11 protein-coding genes are annotated in these 15,456 nt (G+C 61.3%); 5 read left to right on the top strand and 6 right to left on the bottom strand.

Features of this window, described 5'->3' with window-relative positions; genetic code table 11:
* Window positions 1-15: 15 nt before the first annotated feature.
* On the bottom strand, window positions 16-189 hold the full coding sequence (locus QCE49_RS21605) for a DUF3563 family protein (RefSeq protein ID WP_235366224.1): 174 nt from the start codon (window positions 187-189) through the stop codon (window positions 16-18).
* A gap of 474 nt (window positions 190-663) precedes the next feature.
* Here QCE49_RS21605 and QCE49_RS21600 point away from each other — a divergent pair, with 474 nt between their 5' ends.
* Window positions 664-4,611, top strand: coding sequence for a response regulator (locus QCE49_RS21600; protein WP_250457284.1), 3,948 nt, complete (start codon window positions 664-666; stop codon window positions 4,609-4,611).
* A gap of 21 nt (window positions 4,612-4,632) precedes the next feature.
* Here QCE49_RS21600 and QCE49_RS21595 read toward each other — a convergent pair whose 3' ends face one another.
* Window positions 4,633-5,544 (bottom strand): response regulator, encoded by a 912-nt coding sequence (locus tag QCE49_RS21595; RefSeq protein WP_284508342.1) that lies wholly within the window; start codon window positions 5,542-5,544, stop codon window positions 4,633-4,635.
* Window positions 5,545-5,951: 407 nt separating this feature from the next.
* On the opposite strand from QCE49_RS21595, the gene QCE49_RS21590 reads away from it, so the two are divergent.
* Window positions 5,952-7,325, top strand: coding sequence for a sigma-54 dependent transcriptional regulator (locus tag QCE49_RS21590; RefSeq protein WP_008347976.1), 1,374 nt, complete (start codon window positions 5,952-5,954; stop codon window positions 7,323-7,325).
* A 357-nt stretch (window positions 7,326-7,682) separates the two neighbouring features.
* On the top strand, window positions 7,683-8,990 hold the full coding sequence (locus tag QCE49_RS21585) for an MATE family efflux transporter (protein ID WP_239294912.1): 1,308 nt from the start codon (window positions 7,683-7,685) through the stop codon (window positions 8,988-8,990).
* Here the strand turns inward: QCE49_RS21585 and QCE49_RS21580 are convergent.
* The 4 genes from QCE49_RS21580 to QCE49_RS21565 form a co-directional block, all read right to left on the bottom strand.
* Window positions 8,975-9,679, bottom strand: coding sequence for a class I SAM-dependent methyltransferase (locus tag QCE49_RS21580; protein ID WP_008347973.1), 705 nt, complete (start codon window positions 9,677-9,679; stop codon window positions 8,975-8,977). The genes QCE49_RS21585 and QCE49_RS21580 overlap by 16 nt on opposite strands.
* Window positions 9,680-9,693: 14 nt before the next feature.
* On the bottom strand, window positions 9,694-10,890 hold the full coding sequence (locus QCE49_RS21575) for an acyltransferase (RefSeq protein ID WP_250457280.1): 1,197 nt from the start codon (window positions 10,888-10,890) through the stop codon (window positions 9,694-9,696).
* Between the two features lie 144 nt (window positions 10,891-11,034).
* A complete protein-coding gene (locus tag QCE49_RS21570) occupies window positions 11,035-12,207 on the bottom strand; it encodes an alpha/beta hydrolase (RefSeq protein ID WP_250457279.1) in 1,173 nt (390 codons plus the stop codon).
* Between the two features lie 29 nt (window positions 12,208-12,236).
* Window positions 12,237-13,118, bottom strand: a complete 882-nt coding sequence (locus tag QCE49_RS21565) for a LysR family transcriptional regulator (protein ID WP_008347970.1) — start codon at window positions 13,116-13,118, stop codon at window positions 12,237-12,239.
* 126 nt (window positions 13,119-13,244) lie between these two features.
* On the opposite strand from QCE49_RS21565, the gene QCE49_RS21560 reads away from it, so the two are divergent.
* Window positions 13,245-14,528, top strand: coding sequence for an MFS transporter (locus tag QCE49_RS21560; protein ID WP_250457278.1), 1,284 nt, complete (start codon window positions 13,245-13,247; stop codon window positions 14,526-14,528).
* A gap of 7 nt (window positions 14,529-14,535) precedes the next feature.
* Complete coding sequence (locus tag QCE49_RS21555; RefSeq protein WP_250457277.1) at window positions 14,536-15,405, top strand: amidohydrolase; 870 nt, start codon at window positions 14,536-14,538, stop codon at window positions 15,403-15,405.
* Window positions 15,406-15,456 lie beyond the last annotated feature (51 nt).

Genomic DNA, 15,456 nt, shown 5'->3' with positions numbered 1-15,456 from the left:
CGCTTTCGTGAGTGATCAGGCGTCGCCGTCGCACGCGCGCATACGGCGTTCGAGCTCGCCGATATCCGCGCACGATCCGAGATAGGCGTCGCGGCGGCTATGCTCCGCACGTTCCAGCAGCATCCCGGTCCAGCAGATCAGATGCGGCAGCATGAAGTCCTTTCCGACATTGATTAGGTATCCCAACATGATTCGCTCCACTTGCACCGACGAGACCTTCCATGAAATGCCGGCTGAGCGAACGTGCAAGACGGATGAATCGGAGAGTCGCTGAGGCGGCGGGTGTCGATGCAATGCAGCGACCGTGCCAGTTTCGCCGAGGCCTTGCCAGTCAAGGCTCGGGGCGAAATCAGCCGCGCGCAGGCCGACGCGAGTGTCGGGCGCGAGCCAACGCTTCGTCTTCGGAAAGACGGCGGACGTCGAACACGTCGCCGGACCTCGTCGGAAGCGACTCCTTGCGTGAGATACGGAAAAGGCCGCGAGAATATTCCCTTCGCATGGGATCAAGCTTTCGCGCCGCCGCGCCGTTAATACGGCTGATTGCCGCGAAAGTCGCTTCGCCCGGCGCGCCTGCCCGTCGACCGGCCCGCTTCGGATGGCGCGATAAGATACGGCAGCGTTCGATCTTAGCGTCCCGCAATCGCTCATTCGGAGACAAACGGCTTGCACAGTCGCCACTCGCTCACTTTCAGGATGACGGTGTTCATCGGCGTCGTCTGCGTGCTCCTCATCGGCACCGATCTCTGGCGCAGCGTCGCCGCACGCCGCGCGCAGATCGACGAGATGACGACGGCGACGTCCAACCTCGCGCGCGCGATGGCGCAGCACGCGAACGACGCGTTCAAGGAAGCCGATACGACGCTCATCGGCATGGTGGAGCGCGTCGAGGAGGACGGCACGTCGCCGGCCGACCTCGCGCGCCTGCACCGCTCGCTCGTGTCACGCGTGCAGCAGTTGCCGCAATTGAACGGGCTCTTCATCTTCGACAAGGACGGCGCGTGGATCGTCAATTCGCAGGCGAAGCTCGACTCGCGATTCAATAACTCGGACCGCGAGTACTTCGAATATCACCGCACGCATACCGATCAGGGCTCGCACATCGGGCCGCCGGTCAAGAGCCGTTCGACGGGAAAGTGGATCGTGCCAGTATCACGCCGCATCGACGCGCCCGACGGCAGCTTCGCGGGCGTCGCGCTCGCGACCATCGACATCGATTTCTTTTCGCGCTTCTACGACAGCCTCGATCTCGGCCAGTCGGGCGCGGCGGTTCTCGTGCTGAACTCGGGCACGATGATCGTGCGCCGCCCTTTCGAGGATCGTTTCGTCGGCAAGAACGTGAGCGACACCGCGCTTTATCGCTCGCATCTGGACGGCCGCTCGGGCGTGTTCACGACTAAATCGTCGCAGGATCACGTCACGCGTCTGAACAGCCTGCGGGAATTGCAGGACTATCCGCTCTTCGTCGCCGCAGCACTTTCGGAAGATGAAATCCTCGGCCCGTGGTGGCGCGATACGCTCTGGCACGCCTCCGTCACGACCGTGCTCGCGCTCGTCATCGCGATGTTCGGCGCACGGCTCGTGCGTCAGGTCACGGCGCGCACCCACATCGAGCAGGCGCTCGCCCGCAGCCTCGCGACGACTCAAACCGTCCTCGACACCGCGATCAGCCCGATCATCACCGTGGACGAGCGCGGCGCGGTCCGCTCCTTCAATTCGGCCGGCGAAAAGGTATTCGGCTATAAGGCGAGCGAAGTCATCGGGCAAAACATCCGGATGCTGGTGCCGCCGCCCCATCTGGATTTGTATAACGAATACATAATGCAATTCAAGGGGGAAAGCGGCGTCGCGACGGCCGACTGCGAACTCGCCGGACAGCGCAAGGACGGCACGTCGTTTCCTGCGCATGTATCGACGGGCGCGATGCGTCTCGATGGCGCTTTGCATTTTGTATCCGTAATTACGGATATCTCCAGGCAGCGGAAGGAACGCAGCGAACTGGCGCACGCGCGCGACCAGTTGCTTCTCGCTGCCGACATTGCCGAACTGGGCATCTGGTCGTGGGATCTGGTGACGGACAAGCTGCACTGGAACGCGCGCATGTTCGAGATTTATCACTATCCGCCGGAGATGCTCGATAACGGGCTGCACTTCGAGCACTGGCGCCTGCGCATACATCCCGAGGATCACGACGCGATCATGGCGAACCTGCGCGCGGCCGCTGCAGGAGAGATCGAGACCTTGCAGCCGTTCCGGATCGTCCTGCCAGACGGGACGACGCGGCGCATCCAGAGCGGGCTGCGCACGCAGCGCAACGCGAATGGCACGCCCGTCGTGATGACCGGCGTGAACTACGACGTCACCGACCAGTACGAACTGGAGTTCCATCTGCGCAATGCGAAGGAGCAGGCGGATGCCGCGAGCGCGGCGAAGTCTTCGTTCCTCGCGAACATGAGCCACGAAATCCGCACTCCGATGAACGCGGTGCTCGGCATGTTGCATCTCGTGCAGCTGACGGCGCTCAATGCGCGCCAGCAGGACTATGTGAGCAAGGCGGAAACCGCGGCCAGATCGTTGCTGAATTTGCTCAACGATATTCTCGATTATTCGAAGATCGAAGCGGGCAAGCTGCAGCTCGACAGCCATCCGTTCGAGCCGGAAAAACTGATGGAAGAGCTCGGCATCGTGCTCTCGGGCAACCAGGGCGCGAAGGATGTCGAAGTGCTGTTCGATCTCGATCCGTCCGTGCCGACTGTGCTCGTCGGCGATAGCTTCCGCCTTCAGCAAGTGCTGATCAATCTCGCGGGCAATGCGCTCAAGTTCACGTCGGCGGGGCAGATCGTCGTGAGCGTGCATCGGCTCGACGATTCGCCCGATGCATCCGGCGATGCGGTGCGCTTGCGTATCACGGTCAGCGATAGCGGCATCGGCATCAGCGAGGCACAGCTCGAACGCATCTTCGAGGGCTTCACGCAGGCGGAGGCATCGACTTCGCGCCGTTACGGCGGCTCGGGCCTTGGGCTCGTCATCAGCAAGCGGCTTGTCGCGATGATGGGCGGGCAGCTCGAAGTCGAAAGCCGTGTGGGCGAAGGCAGCCGCTTCTGGTTCGACATCACGCTTGGCGTCGAAACGGCGAGCGCGTTGACGCATGACGAAAGCGCGAACCTCGAACATGGCGCGCGCATTCTCATCGCCGATGACAACGCGATCGCAGGCGAGATCATGGCGCGCACGGTGCGCTCGCTCGGCTGGCGCGCTGACATCGTGACGAGCGGACGCGAAGCGGTCGAACGCATCGGCGAAGCTGCGCTGAACGATGCGCCCTACGACATCGCCCTCCTCGACTGGCGCATGCCGGAACTCGACGGGCTCAACGCCGCCAGGCAGATTCACGCGATGAAAGGCCGCGCTGCGCCGCCTCTCGTGCTGCTCGTCACGGCATTCGGCCGCGAGGTGTTGAAGGAGTCGCAGGAAGGCGGCGACGCGCCTTTCGCCGGCTTCCTGACGAAGCCCGTGACGCCGAAGCAACTCGCGGCGGCAATCCGTGCCGCGCTGCCTCGCGACACGGAAACGACGCGGCCCGTCACGCCGCTGCCGACAATGAAAGCTCGCCGCCTTGCGGGACTCGCGTTGCTCGTCGTCGAAGACAATGCGCTCAACCGCCAGGTTGCCGAAGGCGTGCTGCTCGCTGAAGGCGCATCCGTCACGCTTGCGCAAAGCGGCCGTGAAGGCGTCGATCGGGTCATCGCAGCAAACGCCTGCTTCGACGCGGTGCTCATGGACGTGCAGATGCCCGATCTCGATGGACTCGAAGCGACACGCCTCATTCGCGCGGACGGTCGCTTCGCCGCGCTGCCCGTCATCGCGATGACGGCCAATGCATCGGGCGCGGATCGCGATGCGTGCATAGCGGCCGGCATGAACGAACATGTAGGCAAGCCAATCGATGTGGAGCGGCTGGTCGCGGTGCTGCGCGCGCACACCGAACGCACGCTGCAAGCGCCGGATGCACATCACGCGAATGCCGATATCGAATCCATCATGGAGCCGCGCGATTCGATCGTCGCGCGTTTCGGCGGCAACGTCGATCTGATCCGCAAGGCGATCGACGGCCTCGACGCGCAGACTGGCAAGCAACTCGCGATGCTCGCCTCGGCGCTCGCGGCGCACGACGTGCGCGGCGCCGCGGCGATGCTGCATGCGATCAAAGGCAGCGCGGGCACGATCGGCGCTGCTGCGCTCGCGCGGCTCGCGAGCACGCTCGAGAAGGACGCGCATCTTCTGGAAGCTGCGCGCGTGGCGTTGCCGCGCATGCAGCAGTTGCTTGCATCGAGCGTGGCGCAACTCGTCGATGAATTCGGTCGGCCCCGATCGCCTGCACGGAACACTTCCAACGTTTCACCGCTGCAAGACTACGACTGGCGCGCACGCCTCACTGCTATCGTCGAATTGCTCGATGCATCGAATCTGCAGGCGATCGCGCTATCCGAGAACTTGTCGCCTTATGCGCCGAGCGCGTATCGCGAGCACTTCGAGCAGTTTCTCGCGTGCGTGCGCGCACTCGAATTCGCGCGCGCATCGGAGATCGCGCGCGATATGCTCGAACAGGTTTGAGCCGAACGAGAACGCTAGACGTTAGCGGCCATTTGCATCGCGAACATACACCGGAAACGGATGGACGTTCGCGCCGCATGCCGAGTCCAGCATCGCGCGCAATTCTTCCCGCGCCTTGCGCGCAGAAGCCAGCGCGCCCTGCACGCGCGCCTGCAACACGGCGGACCTGGCCGGCTTTGCAATGACATCCGCCGCGCCCGCATCGAGCGTGCATTGCTCCGTTTCGACATCGCGCGCATCGGCCAGCACGACGATCGGTACGTGGGCCAGTTCCGACAACAATGCGCGCACCGCCGCGCAAGGGTTATCGCAACAACGCGCATCCAGCACGATCGCATCCGGCTCCTTGCTTTGCGCAAGACCTAGCGCGGCATTGCAATCCTTCGCGAGATCGAGTGCGCCGATGCCTTCGAGCGCATGCCGATGCGCCTCGATCGTGTCGTCCCCGAGGATGCCGAGCACGCGCACGCCCGTAGGTTTCGACGCCGCCGCTTTACCCTGCTCGTGCCGACGCGCCTGCGCCTCCATCACGCGATGCCGCAGACGAAGCTGTGCCCGCACACGTGCCTGCAGGCGCGGCGCGACCAGCGGTTTGATGACGTAATCCGCCGCGCCGATGTTGAAGGCGTCGACTTCGAGCGCGGGCGCGTCGTGACTGGTGACGAATATCACCGGCACGCGCGCGAGCTTCGCATCGCGCTTGAGGATTTCGCAGACATCGAAGCCCGTCATGTTGGGCAGATTGGCGTCGAGAAGGATCAGATCCGGCGTCGACTCGCGCGCCAGCGCGAGTGCCGCTTCGCCAGTGATGGCAAAGCGCTGGTTGGGGAACTCCGCGAGCATGTCCCCAATGATGCGAATCATCGCCGGGTCGTCGTCGACGAGAAGCAAACGCGGCTGGTACGTTGAGGTGGAGTTCTCTGCTTTATCCATATTCGAACGGTCATTCATCAGACGAGATGCACCTTTATGAACTCTACGCCCGCAATGCGTGCGCCTCAAATTGATATGCGTGGAGGTATTAATTATCTGATATTTCAGTGCTCGCAGATTTCTGTTCCGCAAATACTTTCGTGCATGGACATATTCATAAGTGAATAAGTAACTTGTTCCGAGCGCTCCGTGCGCGCCCGTCCGTGTCATTTAGGGCACGGCCGGATAAAGCACGTTCGTTCCGCAGGTTTTCGCACGGGCGTCCCGCAAAAAATGCTATGACGTTTTTAATCGAATCCGCCGATCAATGTAAACATTCAAAAACGGCTTATCGTTTGCGAGGCTTTTTACATTGCGACCTCAGGGCGCATACTTGCCGCAATATCTATAAAAGCCGGGAAAAAGCCATGTACGGGGAAGCCAGAACGCTCTACTTCGTGGGCCGCGCATTATCGGACGATGTCTCCGAGCGTTTGTGCGCTCGTGGCTGGACCGTCGAGCGCATCGACCCGGCCAAGCCGCCCAAGTCCGCCAAACACGGCAAACGCGCAGCGGCGGGTATCGTCGATCTCACCAGTCGCGGTTTTGCACAGGACGCGGCCGCGCTCACCGCGATGCTCGCAAGTTATCAGATCGGCTGGGTCGCGACGGTCGACGCCGAGCATGTCGATAACCCCGATATCTGCCGCCTCATTCGCGATTTTTGTTTCGATTATGTGACCGTGCCGTCCACCGCCGATCGAATCGTCGATGCAGTGGGACACGCATACGGCATGGTTTCGCTGCACGATGCCGCGAGCAACGATCCGCGCAAGGACGAATGCAAGGAAGGCAGCATGGTCGGTTCCTGCGATGCGATGCAGGCGCTTTATCGCTCGATTCGAAAAGTCGCGATGACCGATGCGCCCGTCTTCATCTCCGGCGAATCGGGCACGGGCAAGGAACTCACCGCTGTTGCGATTCACGAGCGATCCGTGCGGCGCGAGCGGCCTTTCGTCGCGATCAACTGCGGCGCGATTCCCGCGCATCTGTTGCAGTCGGAACTCTTCGGTTATGAGCGCGGCGCATTTACCGGCGCCAATCAACGCAAGATTGGTCGCGTTGAAGCGGCCGACGGCGGCACGCTCTTTCTCGATGAAATCGGCGATCTGCCGCTCGAAAGTCAGGCGAGTCTGCTGCGCTTTCTTCAAGAGCGCAAGATCGAGCGTCTCGGCGGACAAGGTTCGACGGACGTCGATGTACGCATCATTTCGGCGACGCACGTCGACATGCAGACGGCCATGCTCGAAGGACGCTTCCGCGCGGACTTGTACCATCGCCTGTGCGTATTGCAGATCGACGAGCCGCCGCTGCGCGTGCGCGGCAAGGATATCGAACTGCTTGCGAATCACATGCTCGATCGCTTCAGAAAAGACGCGAGCCGGCGGCTTCGCGGCTTCGCGCCGTGCGCGATTGCAGCGCTGCATAACTATGGCTGGCCCGGCAATGTGCGCGAGTTGATCAATCGCGTGCGTCGCGCAATCGTCATGTCGGAAGGAAGGCAGATTCTCGCCAGCGATCTCGAACTGGGCGAATATGCGGAAGCCGCGCCGATGACGCTCGCACAAGCGCGCGAAGCAGCCGAGCGACAGGCTATCGACGTGGCGTTGTTGCGTCATCGCGGACGTCTCGGCGAAGCGGCGGACGAACTGGGCATCTCGCGCGTCACGCTGTATCGCATGTTGACTGCCTATGGCTTGCGCGCCAAGGCCGACAGGCCGCTGGAGGCATCAGGCGGCTGACCGGTGCGCGAATCATGATTCGCTTAAAGGGGCAATAAGGAACCTTCATTCGCCTTCGCCGCTCCAATCACGGCGTCATGAAAGCGTGAAGCGGCATTCACACCGCATTCGTACCTCACGCACGTCGCAGTTCCTCTCGTAGCGCTCCCGCGCTACGCAGTCTCGTTTCAATCATTTGCGGCCCGCCTGCGTATCTTCGGCGCGCTCATTCTGCGCTAATGCGCCATGCCATAACATTCATTCGCACGCATGATGCGTCGCGAATTCTTATGGGCGTGCCTAGCGAGTAACGTCTGGTTGTCAGTCATGGCTTTCAATAACAACGCTTCTCTCATTCGTCAATTTTCGAACTATGCAGTGCCCACCGTGCTAGCTGCATGGGTGTACTGCATGCACTCGGTCATCAGCGGCATCTTCATCGGACGCCATGTCGGCCCAGATGCGCTTGCCGCGTTGAATGTGCTCGTTCCGTTGCTCTATCTGCCTTACGCATTCAGCGTGATGATCGGCGTCGGCGGATCGACGCTCGTCTCGAGATTGCTCGGCGAGCAGCGCGAACGCGATGCCGCCGAAGCATTCACACAGGCGCTCTGGCTGCTCGGTCTATGCGGCGTGACATTCGCGATGGCGATCCATTTTTATGCCGATACCTTCGTGCAATGGACGGGCGCGCGCGGCGAGCTTGCGCTGCTCGCGAAAGACTTCCTGCACGCCTATGCGCCTTTCGTTCTGTTTCCGACCGCATGTTATGCGCTCGAACTGTTCTTGCGAATCGAAGGCGCGGCGAAGTTCGGTCTCGTCTGCCTGATCGCGGGCGGCATCGCCGATGTCGCCTTGACATGGTGGATGGTGAGCCACATGCAATGGGGCATGCGTGGCGCGGCGCTCGCATCGGGCATCAGCCAGGCGCTCGCCTGCATGCCGATGCTCGCCTACCACTTCGTCAAGGCCCGGCACGTTCGGCCTGTTGCCCATGCTTTCACGCGGCTCGATCACGCATGGCGCATGGCTTATAACGGGGCATCGGAGTTTCTCGGCGAGATCGCGCCAAGCGTCACGCTCTTCGCGTTCAATCACGCTGTATTGCGCTGGCTCGGCGACACCGGCCTCGTTGCGTTCGCAGTCGTGGAATACATGACGATGATCGCGTCGGTCACGATGGTCGCGCTCGTACAGAGCATGCAGCCTATCGTGAGCTTTCAGCGCGGCGCGGGCAACGCGCATGCCGTGTCGCGCGCGTTTTCGATCGGCGTCATCGTTACGGCAGGCTTCGCACTCGCCGCCGCTTTCGCGATCCTCGCGCTCGCGCAACCGCTCGGGGCGCTCTTCGTGCCCGACAGTCCTGCAGCACAAGCGCTTCTGGGCGACGCATTGCCGTGGTGCGCGCTCGCGTTCCTGCCTGCCGCGATCAACGTAGCGATCAGCGGCTATCTGACGGCCATCGAAGCGCCGCTCGCGTCGATGATCGTCGCCCTGTTGCGAAGCTGGCTGCTGCTCTTGTCGATGCTCTGGCTTCTGACCGAATGGTTCGGGCCGCGCGGCATCTGGATGACCGTCGCCATCACCGAGCTTGCGACGCTGGCTCTGAGCATCGTGCTGTATCGCACGCGCGGAAGGCGGTTCGAATTGCCCGCGCCAGCGACGACGAATCAGGCGCTTTTGTAGGCAACGAGTCCGACCCACTCGCGGCCATCGAGAGGGAAGTATTCCGGATTCACGCCGCGAGGACACGGCGTGAATTCCACGCACTCGATGCGAAAACCCGCGAGCATGAATTCGCGGGCGAGTATCGTCGGGTCCATGAGGTTGACTGTCGCGGGCAATAGCTTTGGCGCGAGTGCATAGCGATCCGAATCCTCCGTCAATCCTGGCCATGCATTGCCCGATACGATCGCCCGCTCGTAGTCGGAAATCATCTTCGCCATGAAACGATGATACGGCGTGAAGCACAGCACGAATGCCTTGCCGTTGGGTTTGAGCCAATCGAATAGCCGGGCGACGCCCGTACGGAAATCATCGGGCGCGAGGAAATGGAGTACGTGAGACGCGAGAATCACGTCGAGAGAAGAGGCTTCGAGTTCGTAGTGCGGGAACGCGCCTTCCAGCAAGACGAGATTACTGACGTACGCGGCTGGTGCAGCCTGCCGGATTTGCTCCAGTTGCGCCCGGGAAATGTCGTTCGCGATCACGCGCGTGCGTTTGCTTAACGTAGGCAGGGACGCGGTTCCATAACCTGCGCCGATATCCAGCACTACGCCACCCCGCTTGCGAGCGAATCGAATGAACGCGCGCGTGTACTTTGACAGCGGGAAAGCCGAGCCATGCCGGCTTTCCGTCAGGCGTTCTGCGCTCATGCTTATCCTCGCAATCAGGCGTCGCGCGTCAGATGAAAGCGTCGATCGACCGATGCGAGCAGGCGTCTCGACAAGCGTGTAGCACGCCCTTGAATCAGCCGGTCCGACACACGCGACAATGCATAAGAGACGACGAGCACCGCGATCAGCGTCGCGCCGAACAACGCGAGCGACGTCTCTCCATTCTTCTGTCCGAATGAGCGATCGAAGAAATGAAACGTCACGTAGACGCAGATGAAGTGCCAGAGATAGATACCATAACTTTCGCGGCCGAGCGCGGCGGCGGCGCGTCGAACGAGTGTGATGGGCGGCACGGCATGCTTGTTATCGCGATGCTTGCGGGCATGACGTGAACACACGAAGAGCAGAAAGGCCACGGCGCTGCATGCCGCGAATACGGGCGCGAGCGCATGCGCCTTGTCGAGCCACACGCCGAGCGCTGCGGTCATGAGCGCAAAAGCCAGCGCCAGTGAAAAATACAGTAAAGACACGCGCGCCGTCACGTCGGACACGCCGAGAAGATGCGAGCGAAATGCATACCACGCCCACATGCCGACGATGAAGCACGGACCCTGCACGGGCGGCCAGAAATAGCTGAACGTGTTATTGGCGACATTGCAATCGAGCGTGCCGTTGCAATCGGCCATCGACATCACGGCATACGAGAGGCCGAGCAACAACACCGTAGCCAGCAAGAGGCGCGCGCGATTCATCGCGAGAAAAAATAGAAGTGGCGCAATCAGGTAGAACAGCATCTCCACGCCGATCGACCATCCGCCTGGCACGACGTTATTGATCGCTGTCGGCGAAAGCGCATGCAGAAAGACCAGGTTGAGCAGCACGTCCATCGGCCCATGTGCGCCGAGAATCCATGCGCGTTCGATGCCCGAGCGCGTCGCGCCATAGCTGATGAGTCCATAGACCGCGATCGCCGCGTAGTACATCGGCGCTATGCGAAAGAAACGCTTGATATAGAAGCGCAACGTGACATGACGCGCATCCGCGCAGCGCGCGTGATCCACTTCGAGCGTCATGAAGATCGTGATCGCGCTGATCACGAAGAACAACTGCACGCCGTATTGGCCCATGCGCGCAATGAGCGTGACGGTGCCCGGCAGATTGGGAAACTGAAACGACAGGTGTACTGCGACTACCCCGACGATCGCGAGCGCCCGGCCAGCGTCGAGCGCGGCAACACGTCCTTTATCCATCGATACTCTCCTCGCGGTTCATGCCGACCTACAAAAAAGGCCGCGAGGCTCGTGGACAGCCGCGATTTCAATGAAGTTCCGCCAGACAACTCATTCAGATGAGACTCTTACAACAAGAAACTTCATACACGTATGGATACATTTCTATGGCGCATTCTGACGGAGAAACCGCAGTATGCGGCTGACGACCGTGCTCGGCTGCTCCTGCTGCACCCAATGCCCTGCGCCTTCGATCAGATGCGTCGCGCGAAAATCGGTGCAGGCCAGCACGCGCATCGCTTCGAAATCGCCCGGCCGCTGGTAATAGCCCCAGTCGCTCGCGCCTGCGATAAAGCATGACGGCACGTCGATAGTGCGCCCCGACCACATCCGCAGTGCAGCAGCAAGACTCGGATCGGTGCCGCACCGATACCAGTTCAGTCCACCCTGAAATCCCGTGCGCGCGTATTCGCTCGCATAGACGTTCAAATCGCGGTCGGACAGCCAGGCACATCCGGCGATTTGATCGGCGTCGGGCGAATGTTCGGCGACGGTTTGCGGCATCGTCGCATCCGCGTTCATTACGTAGTACGTGGGCAGCAAAGCCAGTTGATCGGCAGAAACGGATGCGAGCGGATGCGGATCATTGTCCGGCCAGTCCGCGCTCTTCATGTGGTAATACGCGCGCAAGAACGCGGCGAGTCCTTGCGGCGGGTGCCACATGTCGTCATTCGCCTGCGCGCCCGAGTAATACCATTGATAGTGCTTGCGCGGCGGATCGAGCGACGCGAGCCCGGCGACCGCTTCGGCCATGATCGATTGCGCCGTCTCGACGCGCGCGAGCCTTGCATCGTCGTTCGCGGTATTGAAGGCGAATGCGGGCGGCCCCGCAAAAGGCGCGCTCATCATCACGACCGATGCGAATACATCGGGACGAATCAATGCACACCACGCGGCAACGGGCGAGCCGAAATCGTGACCGATAACCGATGCGACTCTGCGATAACCCAGCGCCGACACGAGACCCAGTACATCGCGGACCAGATTCGGAAATGTGAACTCTTCGAGATCGGTATCGAATGAAGCAATACCGCCGATAGTGCGCCCATAACCGCGCTGATCCGGCGCGACGACATGAAAACCCGCATCGGCAAGCGGTTTCATGATCTTGCGCCAGCTATAAGCGAGTTCGGGAAAGCCGTGAAGGAGCACGATGCAAGGCCGACCGGGGATATCGAATCCGGCTTCGAGCACATGCATCGAAAGGCCATTGCCATTGTCGATCATGCGCGCGCGAATGCCGTCCGGTAGCGGCAGATCGTTCGATGTTTCATTCATGCGTGTCTCCTTGCGATGCGATCATGCGCTCATGCTTCGAGCAAGGCCGCGAAGCGATCCGCGAGCGTCGGGCGGGAACGCATCGGCCATATTGCGCTGAGTTCGAATGGTGGCAGGTTATCGCCGTCGCGCACGTCGCAGAAGCGCACGCCGGCGAACTGCAACGCAGTCACGGATTGCGGCAGGAGCGATGCGCCGCATCCGGCCGCGACGCAAGCCAATACCGTCAGAGAACGATTCGCGTCCTGCACGACGTTGGCTTCGCAACCCGCTTTACGAAAAGCACTGAGGATGCCCGCGCGAACTACCGGCAATTGATCGCTCGGAAACCATACGAGGCCTGCATCGGATAACTCCTTCAAACCGACTTTTCCATCGTCGCCAATAACAAAAGACATCGGCAGTACCGCGAGCAAGCGCTCTCTCACGATCAACTTTTCGCGCATGCGCCCGCCCACGGCAACAGGCGTATGCAGCAAGCCGATATCGATCGTTCCTTTCTCCAACGCGCTTGCCTGCTCCGCATTGCTCATTTCTCTCAGCATGAGTTCGACGTTCGGCACCTCTTCGCGCAGCGCCGCAATCGCGCGAGGCAACAGGCTGAAAAGTGCCGCCGATGCAAAGCCTATCGTCAGGCGGCCGCCGCGCTGCGCACCGATTTCACGCGCACGATGCGATGCCGCGTCAATGCGCGCCACGCTCAATCGAATGTCTTCGACGATTGCGTCGCCCGCCGGAGTCAATTGCGCGCCACGTCGCGTGCGCTCGAAAAGCTTCACGCCAAGATCGCGCTCCATGCGCGAAAGCGCCTGACTCAACGCGGGTTGCGCAATATCGAGTACCTCGGCCGCGCGCGTGACGCTGCCTGCATCGACTACCGCGAGAAAGTATTTGAGGTTGCGCGTCTCCATCTTGCGAGCATATCAAAATGCTATGAAAGATGAACGTATCCATAGTATGCGCGGCCGCGATTCGTTTTTAGAATTCAGTGGCATATTGAACAAGAGCCGGCCAGAGGCCAGCACAGGAGACGCGAGATGAATTGGTACCGTGAAATTTCCACGGCGGAAAGACGCACGCTTTGGGGATGCTTTGCAGGCTGGGCGCTCGACGGCGTCGATACGCAGTTATTCAGTCTCGTCATTCCGACACTCATCGCGACATGGGGCATCGGAAAAGGACAAGCCGGTCTGATCGGCGGCGCGACGCTCGTCGCGGGCGCATTGGGCGGACTCTTCGCGGGCGTGCTTTCCGATCGAATCGGACGCGTCAAGGCCTTGCAAGTCACGGTTCTCTGGTTTTCGCTTTTCACGTTTCTCAGCGCCTTTGCGCAGAATTTCGAACAGTTGCTCGTGCTCAAGTCGCTTCAGGGACTCGGCTTCGGCGGCGAATGGACGGCGGGCGCAGTATTGTTGAGCGAGACGATTCGCGCGAAACATCGCGGCAAAGCTATGGGCATCGTGCAAAGCGCATGGGGCTTTGGCTGGGCCGGTGCGGTTCTGCTCTATGCAATCGTGTTTTCATGGGTATCACCCGACTGGGCCTGGCGCGTGCTGTTCGCCGTCGGCCTCATTCCGGCTGTGCTCGTCATTTATATGCGCCGCAATATCGAAGAGCCGCCGCGTGAATCGAAACCTGCCGAAAAGGAACATGCACAACGTCAGAGCGCTCTCGCCATTCTCGCTGGAATCTTTCATCCTTCTGTGCTGCGCACGACGATCGTCGGCGGATTGATCGGCCTCGGCGCGCACGGCGGCTATCACGCCATTACCACATGGCTGCCCACCTACCTGAAAACCGAGCGGCATTTGTCGGTGCTCGGCACGGGCGGCTATCTGGCTGTCGTGATTACGGCATTCATCATCGGATGCTTTGTCAGTGCATGGCTGCAAGACAAGATCGGTCGCAGGAAGAACGTGATTCTCTTCGCTGTCTGTTGCGCGGTCACGGTCAACGTCTATGTGTTCCTGCCCATCGGCGATATTGCCATGCTCGTATTGAGCTTCCCGCTCGGTCTGTTCTCCGCGGGCATTCCCGCAACGCTCGGCGCGCTCTTCAACGAGCTCTATCCGCAAGGCGTGCGCGGTACGGGCGTCGGCTTCTGCTACAACTTCGGACGCGTCGTGTCGGCGGCGTTTCCGGTGCTCGTCGGCCACATGGGCAATTCGATGCCGATCGGACAGGCAATCGGCATCGACGCGGGCGCGGCCTATGGACTCGTCGTCGTGGCCGCGTTGCTCTTGCCTGAAACGAAAGGCCGTCGCATTGCTGCTGTGCCTGGTCAAGCTGCATCGAACGAGCGTTCGCCCAAGCATGTCTGAACTTTCCATGACGCGTTCACTTCATTCCACGCTCGGCGATGAGCAATGGCTCGAATCGAAGCCTGCCGCCATCGAAGCGATCGACAGTCACGCGCATGTCTTCGTGCGCGGCCTGCCGCTGGCACCGCATCGTCGACACGCACCCGACTACGACGCAACGCTCGATGCCTATGCGGAACACCTGCGCACCAACGGCGTCTCTCATGCGGTGCTCGTGCAACCGAGTTTTCTCGGCACCGACAATTCGTTTTTTCTCGATATGCTGCAGCGCTATCCGCAACGCTTTCGCGGTGTGGCCGTTATCGATCCTTCGATCAGCGACGCGGAGTTGTATCGCCTCGCGGCACTCGGCGTCGTCGGCATGCGGCTCAATCTGATCGGGCTTGCGTTGCCCGATCTGCGTGAAGCGCGTTGGCGAGCGTTATTCGAGCGCGTCAACGCGCTCGGCTGGCACGTCGAGATTCATCGCGATGCCGTGGACTTGCCGATGCTTATCGCGCCATTGCTCGAACAAGCCTGCACAATCGTGATCGATCATTTCGGCCGTCCCGATCCGGCATTTGGCGCCGACGATCCGGGCTTTCGCTATCTGCTGACGACGGCGCAATGCGGCCGCGTGTGGGTCAAGCTATCGGCGGCTTACCGCAGCGTGGAAGGCGAAACCGGCACGTCGCTCGGTCAGACGCTCACGTCCGCCTTGCTCGATTCATTCGGCGCAGCGCGGCTCGTGTGGGGCAGCGACTGGCCGCACACGCAACATCAAAGCCTGATGGACTACGGCGCATCGCGCGATGCGCTCGACCGCTGGATTCCCGACGCATCGCTGCGTACCATCGTGTTGCGCGATTCGGCGCGTGCGCTGTTCCGCTTCGAATGACGTTCGTGCGAGCGCCGAAGCGCATCGCGCGTTAGCATTGCAGACGCTGGC

The sequence above is a fragment of the Caballeronia sp. LZ008 genome (genome assembly GCF_031451435.1).
Taxonomy (GTDB): domain Bacteria; phylum Pseudomonadota; class Gammaproteobacteria; order Burkholderiales; family Burkholderiaceae; genus Caballeronia; species Caballeronia zhejiangensis.
Note: the sequence above shows the minus strand (reverse complement) of the source record. Positions and strands in the feature narration are given on the sequence as shown.

Coding starts and splice junctions, on each gene's coding strand:
- QCE49_RS21565 (WP_008347970.1), bottom strand. CDS start 13,118: ATGGAGACGCGCAACCTCAAATACTTTCTCGCGGTAGTCGATGCAGGC.
- QCE49_RS21590 (WP_008347976.1), top strand. CDS start 5,952: ATGTACGGGGAAGCCAGAACGCTCTACTTCGTGGGCCGCGCATTATCG.
- QCE49_RS21605 (WP_235366224.1), bottom strand. CDS start 189: ATGTTGGGATACCTAATCAATGTCGGAAAGGACTTCATGCTGCCGCAT.
- QCE49_RS21560 (WP_250457278.1), top strand. CDS start 13,245: ATGAATTGGTACCGTGAAATTTCCACGGCGGAAAGACGCACGCTTTGG.
- QCE49_RS21580 (WP_008347973.1), bottom strand. CDS start 9,679: ATGAGCGCAGAACGCCTGACGGAAAGCCGGCATGGCTCGGCTTTCCCG.
- QCE49_RS21570 (WP_250457279.1), bottom strand. CDS start 12,207: ATGAATGAAACATCGAACGATCTGCCGCTACCGGACGGCATTCGCGCG.
- QCE49_RS21575 (WP_250457280.1), bottom strand. CDS start 10,890: ATGGATAAAGGACGTGTTGCCGCGCTCGACGCTGGCCGGGCGCTCGCG.
- QCE49_RS21555 (WP_250457277.1), top strand. CDS start 14,536: ATGACGCGTTCACTTCATTCCACGCTCGGCGATGAGCAATGGCTCGAA.
- QCE49_RS21595 (WP_284508342.1), bottom strand. CDS start 5,544: ATGGATAAAGCAGAGAACTCCACCTCAACGTACCAGCCGCGTTTGCTT.